15 protein-coding genes are annotated in these 16,206 nt (G+C 66.2%); all 15 read left to right on the top strand.

Features of this window, described 5'->3' with window-relative positions:
- Positions 1-44: 44 nt before the first annotated feature.
- The 15 genes from ASD87_RS08655 to otnI all read left to right on the top strand — a co-directional run bounded on the left by ASD87_RS08655 (position 45) and on the right by otnI (position 16,169).
- The gene (locus ASD87_RS08655; protein ID WP_056320016.1) at positions 45-473 is read left to right on the top strand and encodes a carboxymuconolactone decarboxylase family protein; all 429 of its coding nucleotides are present in this window, start codon (positions 45-47) and stop codon (positions 471-473) included.
- A gap of 255 nt (positions 474-728) precedes the next feature.
- Complete coding sequence (locus ASD87_RS08650; protein WP_056319966.1) at positions 729-1,352, top strand: HAD-IB family hydrolase; 624 nt, start codon at positions 729-731, stop codon at positions 1,350-1,352.
- A complete protein-coding gene (locus ASD87_RS08645) occupies positions 1,349-2,230 on the top strand; it encodes a decaprenyl-phosphate phosphoribosyltransferase (RefSeq protein ID WP_056319965.1) in 882 nt (293 codons plus the stop codon). The genes ASD87_RS08650 and ASD87_RS08645 overlap by 4 nt, the downstream gene beginning before the upstream one ends.
- Positions 2,231-2,232: 2 nt before the next feature.
- The gene (locus ASD87_RS08640) at positions 2,233-2,571 is read left to right on the top strand and encodes a multidrug efflux SMR transporter (protein WP_056319964.1); all 339 of its coding nucleotides are present in this window, start codon (positions 2,233-2,235) and stop codon (positions 2,569-2,571) included.
- Positions 2,572-2,583: 12 nt separating this feature from the next.
- Positions 2,584-3,720: a hypothetical protein gene (locus ASD87_RS08635; RefSeq protein ID WP_056319961.1), complete on the top strand. Its 1,137-nt coding sequence runs from the start codon at positions 2,584-2,586 to the stop codon at positions 3,718-3,720.
- On the top strand, positions 3,717-4,871 hold the full coding sequence (locus tag ASD87_RS08630) for a hypothetical protein (RefSeq protein WP_056319958.1): 1,155 nt from the start codon (positions 3,717-3,719) through the stop codon (positions 4,869-4,871). Before ASD87_RS08635 ends, ASD87_RS08630 begins: the two co-directional genes overlap by 4 nt.
- Before the next feature lie 319 nt (positions 4,872-5,190).
- Positions 5,191-6,000: an ABC transporter permease gene (locus ASD87_RS08625; RefSeq protein ID WP_175156605.1), complete on the top strand. Its 810-nt coding sequence runs from the start codon at positions 5,191-5,193 to the stop codon at positions 5,998-6,000.
- 3 nt (positions 6,001-6,003) lie between these two features.
- Positions 6,004-7,050 carry an ABC transporter ATP-binding protein gene (locus tag ASD87_RS08620; protein ID WP_056319947.1) on the top strand — a complete coding sequence of 349 codons (1,047 nt, stop codon included), beginning with the start codon at positions 6,004-6,006 and terminating at the stop codon, positions 7,048-7,050.
- A gap of 8 nt (positions 7,051-7,058) precedes the next feature.
- Positions 7,059-7,940, top strand: coding sequence for an ABC transporter permease (locus ASD87_RS08615; protein WP_056319944.1), 882 nt, complete (start codon positions 7,059-7,061; stop codon positions 7,938-7,940).
- A 27-nt stretch (positions 7,941-7,967) separates the two neighbouring features.
- On the top strand, positions 7,968-9,215 hold the full coding sequence (locus ASD87_RS08610; RefSeq protein ID WP_056319941.1) for an amidohydrolase family protein: 1,248 nt from the start codon (positions 7,968-7,970) through the stop codon (positions 9,213-9,215).
- A gap of 5 nt (positions 9,216-9,220) precedes the next feature.
- Entirely contained in the window at positions 9,221-10,888 is a 1,668-nt protein-coding gene (locus tag ASD87_RS08605; RefSeq protein ID WP_056319938.1) for an amidohydrolase family protein, read from the top strand.
- Positions 10,888-11,871: a GTP-binding protein gene (locus ASD87_RS08600; RefSeq protein WP_056319936.1), complete on the top strand. Its 984-nt coding sequence runs from the start codon at positions 10,888-10,890 to the stop codon at positions 11,869-11,871. Before ASD87_RS08605 ends, ASD87_RS08600 begins: the two co-directional genes overlap by 1 nt.
- 89 nt (positions 11,872-11,960) lie before the next feature.
- Positions 11,961-13,010, top strand: a complete 1,050-nt coding sequence (locus ASD87_RS08595; RefSeq protein WP_056319935.1) for an ABC transporter substrate-binding protein — start codon at positions 11,961-11,963, stop codon at positions 13,008-13,010.
- Positions 13,011-13,289: 279 nt separating this feature from the next.
- Positions 13,290-15,302, top strand: coding sequence for a TonB-dependent receptor domain-containing protein (locus tag ASD87_RS08590; protein ID WP_156403404.1), 2,013 nt, complete (start codon positions 13,290-13,292; stop codon positions 15,300-15,302).
- Positions 15,303-15,383: 81 nt separating this feature from the next.
- Positions 15,384-16,169, top strand: a complete 786-nt coding sequence (otnI, locus tag ASD87_RS08585) for a 2-oxo-tetronate isomerase (protein ID WP_056320014.1) — start codon at positions 15,384-15,386, stop codon at positions 16,167-16,169.
- Positions 16,170-16,206: the final 37 nt, after the last annotated feature.

The raw sequence follows: 16,206 nt of genomic DNA, 5'->3' as shown, positions 1-16,206 counted from the left end.
CAGGCGGGCCGCCGATGCCCGCCGCCACGATCCCGGAGGAACCCATGGCAGACACCCAGAAAGAAACCCAGAAAGAAACCCAGGCGCTGTTCGATCAAGGCCTGGCGCTGCGCCGCGAAGTGCTCGGCGCCGATTATGTCGACGGATCGCTGGCGCGCGCCAACGACTTCATGATGGCGTTCCAGAACATCACCACGGAGTGGTGCTGGGGCTATACGTGGGGCCGTCCCGGGCTGGAGAAGAAAACGCGCAGCATGCTCAATCTGGCCATGCTGACGGCGCTGAACCGTCCGGCCGAGATCAAGCTGCACGTCAAGGGCGCCCTGAACAACGGCGTGACGGTCGAAGAGATCAAGGAGATTCTCCTGCAGGCCACGGTGTATTGCGGCATTCCCGCGGGGCTGGACGCTTTCAAGGTGGCCAACCAGGTGCTGGAAGAGGAAGGCGCATTCAAGCAGGCAGAGCAGGCCTGAGGCCCTTGCCGCGCGAAAAACGGCAGGAATCGCGCGGTGCTTTTTGCCTTGCTCGCCCGGAGGGCAGGCTATGATGACTTGTCATCGAGTGTGTTACAAACACACAACATTTGAAATAAAACGCATAGGCTTCACCGCAGGACTGCATCGCGCAGCCCTGCGTCTGACATTACGCGTTCGCGCCTTGGGCGCCGACGCATTTTCCGGCACAGTTTGCGACGTCGCGCCCTGACTGGGCGCCGCCGCGAAAGCAGTATGGCTACACAAACGCAGTTTCCCGATTCCACGCGGGTGATCGCCGCCTTCGACTTTGACGGCACGCTCACCCAGCGCGATACGTTCGTCCCCTTCCTGGCCCACTTGTCGTGGGTCCGTTTTCTGACGGCGCTCTTGCAAACCGCCCCGGCGCTGGCGGCCTTTGCCATGCGCCTGCGCAGCAACGAAGACGCAAAAAGATCACTGTGCCGCGCCGCGCTCCGCGGACGTCCGCGCGCCCAACTGGCTCACGTCGCCCGCGCCTGGGTGCACACCATCCCGCTGCGGCCCGCGCTTATCGACCGTCTTCGCTGGCATCAGCAGCGCGGCGACCGCTGCGTGCTGATCAGCGCGTCTCCCGATATCTACCTGGAAGAAGTGGCGCGATACCTGGGGTTCGACGACCTTATCTGCACGCGCATGGCGGTGGACGCGCAGGGCCGCCTGACCGGCGACTTTGACGGCCACAACTGCTGGGGACCTGAAAAGCTGCGGCGCCTGACCGAACGCTTCGGCGGCACGGACCAATACGAACTGCACGCCTACGGCGACAGCCGCGGCGACCAGTGGCTCATCGATGCGGCGCACCACGCGTGGTATCGCGGGCAGGCGGTCAAGCCATGACCGCCTGGCTTTCCCTCTTGCGTCCGCAGCAGTGGCTGAAGAACGGCTTCGTGCTGATCGGCCTGATCTTCAGCCACGGCTGGTCCGACCCGGCGCTGGTGTTCGCGGTGGGTGTGGGTTTCGTGGCGTTTTGCCTGGGCTCCAGCGCGGTGTATGTCCTGAACGACTATTACGACCGCGCCGCCGATGCGGCCCATCCCAAGAAACGGCTGCGCGCCATCGCCAGCGGCCGGGTGAGCCTGCCCGCCGCCCGCGCGCTGATCGCTGTGCTGTTCTGCGCGGCGCTGGGCCTGCCGCTTGCGTGCGGATTGGGGCCGGTGGCGCTGGCCGTGGCCGGTTACCTGACCCTGAACATTGCCTACACGCTGAGCCTGAAGCACAAGGTGCTGGTCGATGTGTTCTGCATCGCATCCGGCTTCATGATCCGCCTGGCCTGTGGCACTTACGCGGTGGGCATCGTCCCGTCGCGCTGGATGCTGCTGTGCAGTTTCATGCTGACCCTGTTCCTGGGCTTTGCCAAGCGGCGCGCCGAGATTGCCTCGGCGCCCCTGGATGCGCCGGCGTCGGAGGGCAGCACGCGCACCGTGCTGCGGCACTATTCCCCGCAACTGCTGGACATTCTGGTGGCCATTACCGCCAGCACGACGCTGCTGGCGTATGGCCTTTACACCGTGGACTCGGACACCGCCGCGCTGCACGGGACGCAGAATCTGATCATCACGCTGCCCATCGTCACGTTCGGCGTATTTCGCTATCTGTACCTGCTGTACAAGGGCGGATCGGGCGAAGAGCCGGGCCGCGATCTGCTTGCCGACAACCAGATACGCCTGGCGGTGCTGGCCTGGGTGGCCGTGGTGGTTTTGCTTGTAAGGACGTAGACATGGCATATCTTTGGCTGATCCTCAGCGGGGCCTGTAGCGTGGCGGCCAGCGTGGCGCTCAAGGCGGCGGGAAGCAGCGCCGCACAAGCGGCCGCGCCGTCCCTGCTGAGCCAGGCGCTGCCCTATCTTGCCGCCATCGGCGCGTACGGACTGGGATTTGGTTTTTATGCGCTGGCGCTGCGCCAGCTGGATCTGACGCTGGCCTACCCGTTGATGGTGGCTTTTGCCATCGCGGGCGTCTTTGCCTACGGTCTGTTGTCCGGCACGGAAACCATCACCGCCCTGCGGATGGCGGGCGCGGCGTTCATCGCCATTGGCGTCTTCCTGATTTCGAAATAGGCGGGCACAGGCATGCAACGTTTCTTCAATGGCGCGTGGTATCGCGGGTTCCTGCTCTGCTGCGCCTACGTCGTGGTGGCGGCGGCCGTCATGAACGGCTTCTATACGAAGTGGCGGCTCAACGACGGCCACGCGGCCCTCGGGCTGACGCAGATGGTCGAAGGCACGGCCTACCGCCCCTATGTGTATCGCCAGTTCGTGCCGGCGCTGGCCAATGGCATCCAGTCGCTGCTGCCGGCGTCCACCGTGGCGCGCCTGTCCGAACGCCTTGCCGAACCCCGGCGGGTGGACAGCCGCTCGGGCCTGGCGATGCGCTATCCAGGGTCCGAGGCCCTCATGCCGGCCGTGACCCTGCGCTATCACCTGGTCTACTACCTGACCTTCGCCGCGCTGCTGACCTCGCTTTTCGTCATGCGCCGCGTGGCGCTGCGGGCGGGGGCTGGCGCCGCGGCCGCGACGATCGCGCCCGCGCTGCTTGCGATGGTGGTGCCGTTCTTTCTGACCGAGGGCGGCTTTTTCTATGACTTCGTCGAACTGATGTTCATCATGAGCGCCGTGCTGCTGGCGCTGGGCGCATCGCGCCAGACGCCGGTGCGTCTGTGCGCCTTGGTGGCGCTGGCCGGGCTGGCCACCTGGAACAAGGAAGCCTTCTTCTTTTTCACGCCCGCGCTGTATCCGCTCTTGCGGCGCAACCTGCCGCGGCTGCACGCCGCAGGCGTGGTGGGCGTGCTGCTGCTGGTAAGCGGCTGCGTCTATCTGGCGCTGCGCCTGCGCTACGCGGGCAACCCCGGCTCGACGGTCGATTACCAGCTGTGGGACAACCTGCGCTTTTACGTGGACCCCGGCAACTGGTTGCGAACCGAGAACACCTATGGCGTCCTCTTGCCGCGCGGCTTCAGCATCGTGAGCATGCTGGCCTTTGCCGGCATTGCCATCCACGGCTGGACGCGCCTGCCCCAGCCTCTGCGCTGGCACGCGCAGATGGCGCTTGCGATCAACCTGCCGCTGTTCCTGTTGTTCTGCTCGCCAGGCGAAATGCGCAACCTGAGCATGCTCTATCCGTCCCTGCTGTGCCTGCTGGCGCTGGCGCTGGCCAAATGGCTGGGCCCGCAGGGCGCCTCCCAACCGGCCGCCTCGGAAGTCCGATGATCCGTTTTTTCAATAGCGTGGTTTACCGCCGCTTTCTGCTGGCGATGTTGTATGTGATGGTGGCTGCGGCAGCCTTCAACGGTTTCTATACGAAGTGGCGGCTGAACGACGGGCATGGCCCGCATTCGCTGGCGGCCATGGTGGACGGCACCGCCCACCGTCCCTACGTGTACCGGCAATTCGTGCCGGCCATCGCCAACGGCATCCAGGACTTGCTGCCGGCCGCGACGGTGGCGCGTCTGTCCGAACGGCTGACCGAGCCGCGCCGCGTGAACAGCCGCTCGGGGCTGGCAATGCGCTATCCGGAATCGGAAGCGATGCAGGCCCCGGTGACGCTGCGCTATCACATCGTCTATTACCTGACCTTCGCGGCGCTGCTCGGCTCGCTGTTCGCCATGCGGTCGGTGTGTCTTGCGGCAGGCGCCAGCGGGGCCGCTGCCGCCGCGGCGCCGATGGTCATCGCGCTGCTCTTGCCCTTCTTCCTGACCGAGGGCGGCTTCTTCTACGACTTCTTCGAAGTGCTGTTCATGGCGTGCGCGATCCTGCTGGCCTGGCGCATTCCCGTGGAGCGCCCCATGCGTGCGGCGGGACGGCTGGGCCTTCTGGCCGTCGTTGCGGCCATGGCGACATGGAACAAGGAGGCGTTCTTCTTCTATGTGGTGACGCTGTATCCGTTTCTGCGGCGCAGCCTGCCGCGCGTCAAGGCAGCAGGCGTCGTGGCGGCCCTGGTGTTCGTCTGCGGCTGCGTGTATCTGGCGCTGCGCATGCGCTATGCGGGCAATCCCGGCGGCGCGGTGAGCTTCCAGCCGGGCGCGAATTTCTTCTACTTCCTGGATCCGGGCAACTGGTTCCGTACCGAAAGCACCTACGGCGTCGCGCTGCCCAAGGGCTTGAGCGCGGTAATGGTGCTGATGATCGCGGGCGTGGCCGCGACCGGCTGGCGCCTGCTGCCCGCGCCGTTTCGCTTGCACGTGCTGATGGCGCTGGCGGTCAACGTGCCGCTCTTTCTGCTGTTCGCCGCCGAGGGCGAGGCGCGCAACCTGAGCATGCTGTACCCGTCGCTGCTAGCCCTGATGTCGATGGCGCTGACCGCGTGGATCGGCGCGGCGGCCGCATCCCCATCGGCTGCCCTTCGCGCTGCCGATTCCTGACGCGCGGCCCGGGCGGCGCAGCGAGGGCGGGGGCGCGGTAGCTGCGCGCCTCAGTGCAGGTTGCACCTGCCGCGGCCAGCGTTCGCAGCGGGTTGCACCCGTGGCGGGGCTACTGCAGGGATAACCCGCGAGTTTTGGCGTGCCGTGGGTTATCCCTACTTGAGCCGGGCAGCAACCGGTCGATATGCTTCGGTTAACCGTAGGGACCGCAGAGTCTTTCGGAGGAGTTTCAAACCGAGCCGGCAGTTGCTGAAAGGAACCGGATTTGCATAATGCACCTCCTTTGGATTCAGCCGTCGCGGTCTCGCGGGAAAAGCCAGTGCGCGTGATCCCGTGGGCCACGTGGCTGCACCGCGTTTTCGTGGTTCTCATGTATGCGTTCATGCTTAGCCCCATCGTGCTGGTGGTCTGGCTGAGCTTCTTCAAGGACGCCATCCTCTATTTCCCGCCATCGGGCTACACGCTCTCCTGGTACGTCAAGGCCTGGGAGAACCCCGCGTTCGCCAACGGCTTCCTTTTCAGCCTGCAGGTGTCGCTGGTGGCCGCGTTCATCGGCGTGGTGATGGGCGTGCTGGCGGCGGTTGCGATTGCGCGCTACCGCTTCGCGGGCAGCAAGGGCGTCAACACCTTGCTGCTGTCGCCGCTGCTGATTCCCGGCATCGTCGCGGGCGTGGCCGTCTATCTCTTTTACCTGCGCGCTGAAAACGTGCTGGACCAGGATCTTGTCGGCACGTTCGGCGGTCTGGTCATTGCGCACGTGTGCCTCACTATTCCGTGGACCGTGCGTCTGGTCACGGCCGGCATGGCCGGGCTGGACGGCTCCATCGAGGAAGCCGCTCGCAACCTGGGCGCAAGCGCGCCGAAGGCTTTCATGCGCGTGACGCTGCCCATGCTGCGGCCGTCCATCGTCGCTGCGGCGCTGTTCAGTTTTGTCGTGTCGTTCGAGAACCTGGAGCTGTCGCTGTCGCTGGTAGGCCCTGGGCGCACGACGCTGCCGATCGCGATCATGCAGTACCTCGAATTCAACCTGGACCCGACCATCGCGTCGGTGGCCTCGGTGCAAATCCTGCTGTTGGGCATCATCATGCTTGTGACCGACCGCTACGTGAAACTCAGTCAGGTGGTGTAAGAAATGGCGAAGGTCTCAATCGAAAACATCCGCAAGCAGTTCGGCGCGGCGGTCGCGGTGTCGGATTTTTCCCTGGAGATTGCCGAAGGCGAGCTGGTCACCTTTCTGGGGCCCAGCGGTTGCGGCAAGACGACGACGCTGCGCATGATTGCCGGCTTCATCACGCCGACGTCGGGGCGCATCCGCATTGGCGAAACCGACGTCACGCGGCTGCCGGTGCACAAGCGCGACACCGGCATGGTGTTCCAGCGCTATGCGCTGTTTCCGCACATGACGGTGGCCGAGAACGTGGCGTTCGGCCTGGAAATGCACAAGGTGCCCAAGGCCGACCGCGATGCGAAGATCCGGCGCGTGCTGGACATGGTGCGCATGACTGAGCTGCGCGACCGCTATCCGCGCCAGCTGTCCGGCGGCCAGCAGCAGCGCGTGGCGATTGCGCGCGCGCTGGCGATCGAACCCAAGGTGTTCCTGCTGGATGAACCGCTGTCCAACCTGGACGCCAAGCTGCGCCTGGAAGTGCGCGAGGAAATCCGCGCGTTGCAGCGGCGCCTGGGCCTGACCACCGTCTTTGTCACGCACGACCAGGAAGAGGCGCTGGCGATTGCGGACCGCATGGCCATCATGCACGACGGCATCGTGCAGCAGGTGGGCGCGCCCGACACGCTGTACGAACGGCCCGCCAACCTCTTCGTGGCGGACTTCCTGGGCAAGATGAACGTCTTCACGGGGCGCGGCCACGCCGGCGATCAGTTCGAGACCAAGGCTGGCCAGCGCATCGCGGCGCCGGGCGGCGGCAACGCCACGCATCTGGGCGTGCGGCCGGAGCGCGTGCGCCTGCAGACGCAGCCGTCCGGCGGCAACGCGCTGCCGGGCGTGATCGAGTCGTCGCTGTACCTGGGGTCGGTGCTGGAGGTGCGGGTGCAGCTCGATGGCGGCGACCGCCTGATCAGCCAGATCGTCAATGCGGGCGCGCGCGGCGCGCCGCCAGCCGCCGGCGAGCGCGTCTATGCGTGCTTCGAGCCCGACGACTGCGTCGCCTTCACGCAATAGGAGGCGCCATGACGACCGCAACGCAGGATGGGCGCCCCAGCCGATGGCTGGGCCCCGGGCTGGCCTTTCCGGCCTCGCTGGTGGTGCTGGTGATCATCATGATCCCGATCCTTCAGCTGGCGCGCTACAGCTTCAATCATTTCGACCCGGTCGAGATGATGCAGACCGCCTTCACGTTCGAGAACTACGCCAAGTTCTTCGGCGACCCCTACTACCGCGACATCTTCTTCACCACGCTGGGCATCGCGGCGCTGTGCACGGTGCTGGCGCTGGTGCTGGGTTTTCCGGTGGCGTACTTCCTGGCGCGCACGCAAAGCCGCTACAAGAGCCTCTTTGTGATCCTGCTGGTGTTTCCGCTGATGGTGGGCAACGTGGTGCGCGCGGCCGGCTGGATGGTGGCGCTGGGCAACGCCGGCGTGGTCAACGCCGTGCTGCAGGGCCTGGGCATCATCGACAAGCCGCTGACGCTGATGTACACGCCGACCGCCGTCGTCATCGGCACCACGGCAGTCGTCATGCCGTACCTGATCCTGACGCTGCAAAGCGTGCTGGAAGGCATGGACCTGTCCGTGGAAGAGGCCGCGCGCAACGTGGGCGCCAGCTTCTTCACCACATTCCGCCGCATCGTCTTGCCGATCGCCGCGCCGGGCGTGGCGGCGGGCACGATGCTGGTGTTCATTCTGTGCATGAACGCGTACGCCACGCCGGTGCTGCTGGGCGGCTCGGGCCTGACCATGATGGCGCCGGCGCTGTATGACCAGATCACCAAGGCCTCGAACTGGCCGTTTGGCGCCGCGCTGGCGGTCATCCTGGTCTGCGGCACGCTCGTCATCGCACTGATATCCAACTGGCTGATCCACCGGCGCTACATCAAGACCATGGCGTCCTGACCCAGACATCCCCCGAAGGAAATTCTCATGTCCGCTGTGCTGTTCAAGAATGCGAACCTGCTCGATCCGCTGCAATCCGAGCTGCTGGAAGGGCACCACGTCCTGGTGGAGGACGGTGTCATCAAGGAGGTGTCGGACAAGCCGATCACCGCGTCCTCGGCGCGCGTGATCGACGCCGCCGGCCGCACGCTGATGCCCGGCCTCATCGATCTGCACGTGCATGTGCTGGCCACGCAGCTGAATCTCAGCACGCAGGGCGTCCTGCCCGACGCGCTGGTGATGATGCGCGCGGTGCCCATCATGGCGGCCATGCTGCGCCGGGGATTTACCACCGTGCGCGACGCGGGCGGCGCGGGCTGGGGCCTGAAGTGCGCCGTCAACGAAGGCACGGTCAAGGGGCCGCGCCTGTTCATCTCGGGCCGCGCCATCAGCCAGACGGGCGGCCACGGCGATCCGCGTCCGCGTTCGGACCACCTGCGTCCCATGAGCTTTTGCGGCTGCTGCTTCCGGGCGGGCGACATCGGCCGCGTGGCCGACGGCATCGACGACGTGCGCAAGGCCGTGCGCCAGGAACTGCAGATGGGCGCGGACCAGATCAAGATGATGGCCTCGGGCGGCGTGGCATCGCCCACCGATCCCATTGCGTCCTTTGGCTACTCGGAAGAGGAAATCCGCGTCATCGTCGATGAGGCGGCCAGCCGCCAGACGTACGTGATGGCGCATTCCTATACCGCCGACGCCATCGAGCGCGCCATCCGCAACGGCGTGCGCACCATCGAACACGGCAATCTGGTCGACGAGCGCGTGGCGCGTTTCATGGCCGAGAAGGGCGCGTTCGTGGTGCCGACGCTGGTGACCTACGAGGCCCTGGCCAACGAAGGCGCCGACTACGGTCTGCCGGCCGATTCCGTGGCCAAGATCGCCACGGTGCGCACCGCGGGCCTGCATTCACTTGAGATCTACAAGAAGGCGGGCGTGAAGATCGGTTACGGCTCCGACCTGCTGGGCCCGTCACAGCGCCTGCAAAGCGACGAATTCCGCATCCGCCGCGAGGTGCTGTCCGCGCAGGAAGTCATCCAGTGCGCCACCACGACGGCGGCCGAGGTGCTGAACCAGGTCGGCCAGCTGGGCCGCATCCAGGAAGGGGCGCTGGCCGACATCCTGCTGGTGGACGGCGATCCGTACCGCGACCTGTCGTGCCTCTTGGGGCAGGGCGAGCACATCGGCCTCATCATGAAGGGCGGCGTCATCGAACATAACGACCTGGGGGTGTAGGGGCCATGAGCGATCCCACGTTTTCGCAGTCGGAAGTCGGCGAGGAATCCCGCGACGTCAACGCGGCCAAGGGGTGGCATCCGCCCTCGGCGCCCGCGCCGCGCGATCGCGGCCTGGGGCCGTTTCCGCGGCTGATCCTGCGCGGGGCCACGATCATCGACGGCACCGGCGCGCCGCCCTGGGGCCCGGTGGATATCGTGATCGAGAACGATCGCATCACCGCGCTGGTCAACGTGGGCACGCCGCACAAGGCCATCGACCCCAAGCGCCGTCCCGGCCCCGGCGATCACGAGATCGACTGCCACGGCAAGTTCGTGACGCCCGGCTTTGTCGACGCGCACGCGCACATCGGCACGCCGTATCACGCGATGAGCGGCATCGTGCCGCCCGCCGACTACATCTACAAGCTGTGGCTGGCGCATGGCGTGACCACGGTGCGCGAGATGGGCGCGATGGGCGGCCTGGGCTGGACGATGGAGCAGCGCGAGCTGTCCGCGGCCAACCAGATCGCGGCGCCGCGCATGATCGTACATTCCGTGTTTCCCGCCGTGAACGACCGCGTCAAGACCATCCACACGCCGGAGCAGGGCCGCGAATGGGTGCGCAAGCTGGCCGCGCGCGGCGCCGACGGCATCAAGTTCTTTGGGGCGCCGCCGGCCATCATGGAGGCGGCGCTGGACGAGGCGGCCAAGGTGGGCCTGCGTTCGGGCTGCCATCACGCCCAGATGGCGGTGACGCGCGTGAATGCGCTGAAATCCGCGCGCTGGGGACTGACCAGTTCCGAACACTACTACGGCCTGCCCGAGGCGCTGTTCGAAGACCGCGTCGTGCAGTCGTTTCCCACGGACTACAACTACAGCGACGAGTACTACCGCTTCGCGGTGGCGGGCCAGACCTTCATGCAGGCCGCGCAGCCGGGTTCGGCCAAGTGGCGCCAGGTCATGGACGAGTTCCTGGAAATCGGTCACACCTTCGTGCCCACCTTCAACATCTACGACGCCAACCGCGACCTGATGCGCGCGCGCCGCGCGGACTGGCACGACGAGTACACGTGGAAGGCGGTGTGGCGCTACTTCCAGCCGCAGCGCGGCGGCCACGGCGCCTACTGGTATCGCTGGAGCACCACCAACGAGATCGAATGGAAGCAGAACTACCGGCTTTGGATGCAGTTCATCAACGAATACAAGAACCTGGGCGGACGCGTCTGCGCGGGCAGCGATTCGGGCTTCATCTACCAGATCTACGGCTTCGGCTTCATCCGCGAACTGGAACTGCTGCAGGAAGCGGGCTTTCATCCCATCGAGGTCCTGCGCGCGGCCACGTCGCACAGCGCGGCGCTGCTGGGCATCGATGACGACACCGGCTCCATCGACGTGCAAAAGCGCGCCGACCTCTTGATCCACGACCAGAATCCGCTCACCGACTTCAAGCTGCTGTTCGGCACCGGCGCCATGCGCCTGAACGACGACACCGCCAAGGTCGAATGGAAGCGCTGCCTGCAGACCACCATCAAGTCGGGCGTGGTGTACGACACCGCCGAGCTGCTGGCGGACGTGCGCGCGATGGTGCGGGACAGTTGGGCCGACGATCCCGACGGCGAGCGCCCGCCCACCGGCGGCGCACCGTCGGGATCGCCCTGCGACTCGGGCGACCCGGGCGAGGACATGACCTGATGGCCGTCGACCTTTTCCTGTTGTGCGGGTTCCTCGGCAGCGGCAAGACCACGCTGCTGGTGGACTACCTGCGCGATCCGGAATCGCGCGATACGGGCGTGATCGTCAACGAGGCGGGCGAGGTCGGCGTGGACGGGGCGATCGTGGCCAACGACAGCGACAACGTGCCGATGACCTTGATGGCCAACGGCTGCGTGTGCTGCTCGTTGCGCAGCGATCTGGTCTACACGCTGAGCGCGCTGCTGGATGCGCCCCGGCCTGAAGGCGAGGGTCCGTTGCAACGCGTCGTCCTGGAGTGCAGCGGCCTGTCGCGGCCCGGACCCATCATCGCGTCGCTGGCGGATCCGGAATTGGCCAGCCGCGGCCTGCGGCTGACGGTGGTCTGCACCGACGACTGCGCACGCGATCCCGACGCGCTGGCCGAGATGGATGAAGCGATGGCGCAGTTTGGCGCGGCCCATCGCATCGTATTGACCAAGACCGATCTGCTGCCCGCCGTGCCCGGCGCGCTGGGCGAACGCGCCGCGCGCGCCGAGGCGTTGAATCCGCTTGCCGAGATCGTCGCGGAACCGGATCGCCGGCGCGCGGTGCAGGCCGCGTTCGCGCCGTCGCAAGGCACGTCCGACCTGGCCGGCCTGGCGGCGCGAGTGCTTGCCGCAGGCGGGCAGGGCGCGGCGCATCCGCGCATCCGCGTCATGGCGGCGCGCGCCCAAAGCGGCATCAGCTGGACCGATTTTTCCGAGTGGCTGGATAACCTGGCCGGCCTGTGCGGCGACCGCCTGCTACGCGTGAAGGCGGTGGTGCGCGTCACGGACTGCGAGGAACCCATCCTGATCCAGTCGGTCGGTTCGACGTTCAGCCTGCCGCAGCGGCTGACGCGGCAGCCCGATGCGCGCGACGCGATCATCGTGATCGCGCGTGACATCGAGGCCGACGAGATCCGCGCGTCCTCGCCGGATGCGCCGGTGCAAATGCTGGTCTGAATCCTGTTGAACCCAAGGCCGCGCGCCAGACTGGCCTGCCGCGCGGCGCATCGTAGCAAGTCGTCAGTTCCCTTCGATACGAGGTTGTTATGCAAGAGAAAAACCTGAATCGCCGTGGCTTCATCAAGACCGCCTCCGGCCTGGCCCTGGCGCCCGCCCTGGGGTGGCTGCCCGGCATGGCCAATGCGGCCGAAAAGGAAATCGTGGTGGGCACCTGGGGCGGCGATTACCAGAACCTGCTGCAGCAGATCATCAATCCCATCGTCGCCAAGCAGGACGTGAAGGTGGTCTACGACACGGGCAACGCCGTGGGGCGCGTGACCAAGCTGCGCGCCGAAAAGAACTCGCGCCGCGGCAGCATGGACGTGGCGCTGCTGGGCGAAGTCGACATGTACGACGCCGAGCGCTCGGGCACGTTGGAGCCGCTGGACACCAAGAAGCTGCCCAACCTGGCCAACGCCATCGACACGCTGAAGACGCCGTATTCCATTCCGCACATCTTCAGCGCGATGACCCTGGTCTACAACACCGAGAAATTCCCGACCCCGCCGGATTCGCTGCAGGTGCTGCTGGATCCGAAGTGGAAGGGGCAGGTCGGCTTCTCCGACATTCTCTATCTCTACAACTCGGTCTTCGTGGGCCTGGGCGCGGACGGCAACACCAAGGATTTCGAGGGCGGCAAGCGCTTTCTGGCCAAGCTCAAGCCCAACGCGCCGCGCATCTACCCGTCCAACGAAGCCGTTGCCGCCGCCTTCAAGTCCGGCGAAATCGCGATCGCCGTCATGTGGAAGGCCCGCGCGCTGCAATGGAAGGACAGCGGTCTGCCGCTGGGCTTCGTCATCCCCAAGGAAGGCTCTGTGCCGGTGTCGTTTGAAGCGGCCGTCGCCAAGAATAGCCGCAACAAGGACGCGGCCTGGGCCTACCTGAACGCCATGCTGGATCCGCAAGGGCAGATCGGCTTTGCCGAAAAGATGGGCTACGCGCCCACCGTGACCAACGCGCAGTTGCCGGAAGCCCTGAAGCGGGTGGGCTTTTCGGACGCCGAGGTCAAGCTGCTGCACGCCTACGACCTGAAGGGCTTGACCGAGAAGAAGGCGGACATGCTCGAGTTCTGGAACAAGGAGTTCAAGGCGGGCTGACCGACGGGCGGGCGCCGTTCCCGCCTTTCCGGTTGTCCGTTTCATCGTTGTCCGCGTCATCGAAGCGCGATTCCTGCAAGGGAATCGCGCTTTTTCATTTGGGGAACTGCTGCACCAGTTATGAAATGTTATATCATCCGTCTGCCTTTTTGTAATGATATAACATCCGAGAGAGCGAAGATGAAAGGAAAGAAGCTGGGGTTGGGGAAAGCGCGCGTGAAGGTCTTTCGCAGCCGTTCACATGGCCGGGCGCCGTTGAAACCGCTGGTGTGCTCGCTGATGCTGATGGCGCCCGTGGCGCAGGCGCAGACAGAGGGCGAGACGCGCGCTCAGACCGTCGCGCCGATCACCGTGTCCGCCAACCCGTTGGGGCTGGACTTGAACAGCACCACGCTGCCCGCCTCGGTCCTGGAAGGGGACGCGCTGATCGAGCAGCGCAACGGGACGCTGGGCGAGACCCTCAAGAACCTGCCGGGCGTGAACAGCGACACGTTTGGCGGCGGCGCCAGCCGCCCGGTGATCCGCGGGCAGACCGCGCCCCGGGTGAAGGTGCTGTCGGATGGGTCCGAAGTGATGGACGCCTCGGCTATCTCTCCCGACCATGCCGTGACGGTCGAGCCCCTTTTGGCCGATCGCATCGAGGTTCTGCGCGGGCCGGCCACGCTGCTGTACGGCGGCGGCGCGATCGGCGGCGTGGTGAACGTGGTGGACAAGAAAATCCCCACCGAGGTGCCGGAGAAGGGCATCGCCGCCGAAGCCGAGTTGCGCGGCGCCACCGGCACCAAGGAGCGCGCCGGCGCCGTGGGCATCACGGCGGGCGAAGGCCAGTTCGCGGTGCGCGTCGAAGGCATGAAGCGCCGCACCAGCGACTACGACGTGCCGGACTGGCCCGGCGGCACGCTGGAAGGCTCGTACAGCGAATCGACGCAGGGCTCGGTGGGCATGTCGTGGATCACGCCGCGCGGCTATGTGGGCGTGGCCTTCACGCATCTGCAAAGCGAATACGGCCTGCCCGGCCACAACCACGAGTACGAAGGGTGCCACCCGCACGGCACGCATCTGCACTGCGGCGGCCACGATCATGACCACGGCGACGAGGGCGAGGAAGGTCACGACCACGATCACGAGCATGGCGGCGTGCCCTACGTGAAGCTGCGCAGCAACCGGGTGGATCTGCGCGCGGAATACCAGGATCCGTTTGCCGGCTTCGAGAAGATCCGCTTTCGCGGCGGCCTGACGGACTACCAGCACGACGAGATCGAAGGCGGCGAGGTTGGCACGCGCTTCAAGAACAAGGGCTACGACATGCGGGTGGAGCTGCAGCACAAGCCCATCGCCGGCTGGCGCGGCGTGATCGGTCTGCAGAATGCGTACAGCGATTTCAGCGCCGAAGGCGAAGAGGCGTTCCTGCCGCCCAGCAAGACCCGGTCGAACGGCATCTTCGTGCTGGAGGAATACCAGTTGAACGACTGGCGGTTCGAGCTGGGCGCGCGCCAGGACTGGCAGCGCGTGTCGCCGTCGGGCGGCGCGCCGCGCAGCAGCCTGTCGGGCACGTCGCTGTCGGCCGCCGCGATCTGGGACTTCGCGCCGCAGTATTCGGTGGCGCTGTCGCTGTCGCGCTCGCAGCGCCTGCCCAACGCGCAGGAACTGTATGCGGACGGCGTTCACCTTGCCACCAATACATACGAACTGGGTAATCCGGACCTGACGCGCGAAACGTCGCACAACATCGACCTGACGCTGCGCAAGCATTCGGGCGACACGACGTTCTCGGCCAGCGTGTTCCACAACCGCGTCAAGAACTACATCTACGCCAATACGCTGGATCGCTTCGAGGATTTCCGCCTGATCGAATACACGCAGCAGGATGCGGAATTCACGGGCGTGGAAGGCGAGCTGCGGCACCAGTTCACGCCGGTCTTCTCGGCGGCGGTGTTCGGCGACTACGTGCGGGGCAGGCTGACGGGCGGCGACGGCAATCTGCCGCGCATTCCGGCAGGGCGCGCGGGCGTGCGCGGCAACTTCAAGTGGCAGCAATGGTCGGGCGGCGTCGAATACGCCCGCGTGTTCGCGCAGAAGGACATTGCGGCGTACGAGGACACTACCCCGGGCTACAACATGGTCAACGCGGTCGTCGCGTATCGCGGCCAGTACGGCGCGACGGGCTACGAGGTCTACCTGCGCGGCACCAACCTGTTGAACAAGCTGGCCTACAACCACGCGTCGTTCATCTCGTCGGTGGCGCCGTTGCCCGGACGCAGCGTGTTGCTGGGCGTGCGCATGACGTACTGACCGGGTTGGGGGCGGCGCCCGGCTGTGCTATTTTCGGCGGATGCCGCCGCCCGCGGCGGCATCACGCGCCAGGAGCCCGCCATGCTGAAGTTCGCCGCCAATCTGTCGATGATGTACCCGGAACATGCGTTCCTGGACCGCTATGCGGCGGCAGCGGCCGACGGCTTCGCGGGCGTGGAGTGCATGTTTCCGTATGAAGCGCCTGCCGCGTTCGTGCGCGAGCGCATGGACGCCGCCGGCGTGGCGCAGGTGCTGTTCAATGCGCCGCCCGGCATCACCGCGCAGGGCGACCGCGGCCTGGCGGCGCTGCCGCGCAGGCAGGAAGAGTTCCAGGCCGGCATCGAGCAGGCGCTCTGCTATGCCACCGCGCTGTCTTGTTCCAACGTCCACGTGATGGCGGGCGTGGCGCCGCCGGACGCGTCGCGCGATGAGATGCGGGACTGCTACCTGGCCAATCTGGACTGGGCTGCGCGCGAGGCCCGGTCCGCCGGCGTCACACTGCTGATCGAGCCGATCAACACGCGCGACATCCCCGGCTACTTCCTGAACCGCCAGGACGACGCGCACGCCGTCGTGCAGGCTGTCGACGCGCCCAACCTGAAAGTCCAGATGGACCTCTATCACTGCCAGATCGTCGAGGGCGACGTCACCGCCAAACTGCGCGAATACCTACCCACCGGGCGGGTCGGCCATCTGCAGATCGCCGGTGTGCCGCTGCGCCAGGAGCCCGACCGCGGCGAACTCGATTACGGCTGGATCTTCGGCGTGCTGCGTGAGTTGCAGTACGGCGGCTGGATCGGCTGCGAGTACCGCCCCGCGGGCGCGACCTCGGCCGGCCTGCGTTGGCTGAACGCCGCCCGCGCCTGATCCCGCGCAATGTCCCCAATCGAAGTGCAAAAGGAGT

Source organism: Achromobacter sp. Root170, assembly GCF_001428165.1.
In the GTDB taxonomy this organism is placed as follows: Bacteria; Pseudomonadota; Gammaproteobacteria; order Burkholderiales; family Burkholderiaceae_B; genus Achromobacter; species Achromobacter mucicolens.
This window is presented reverse-complemented; position numbering and strand designations above follow the sequence as displayed.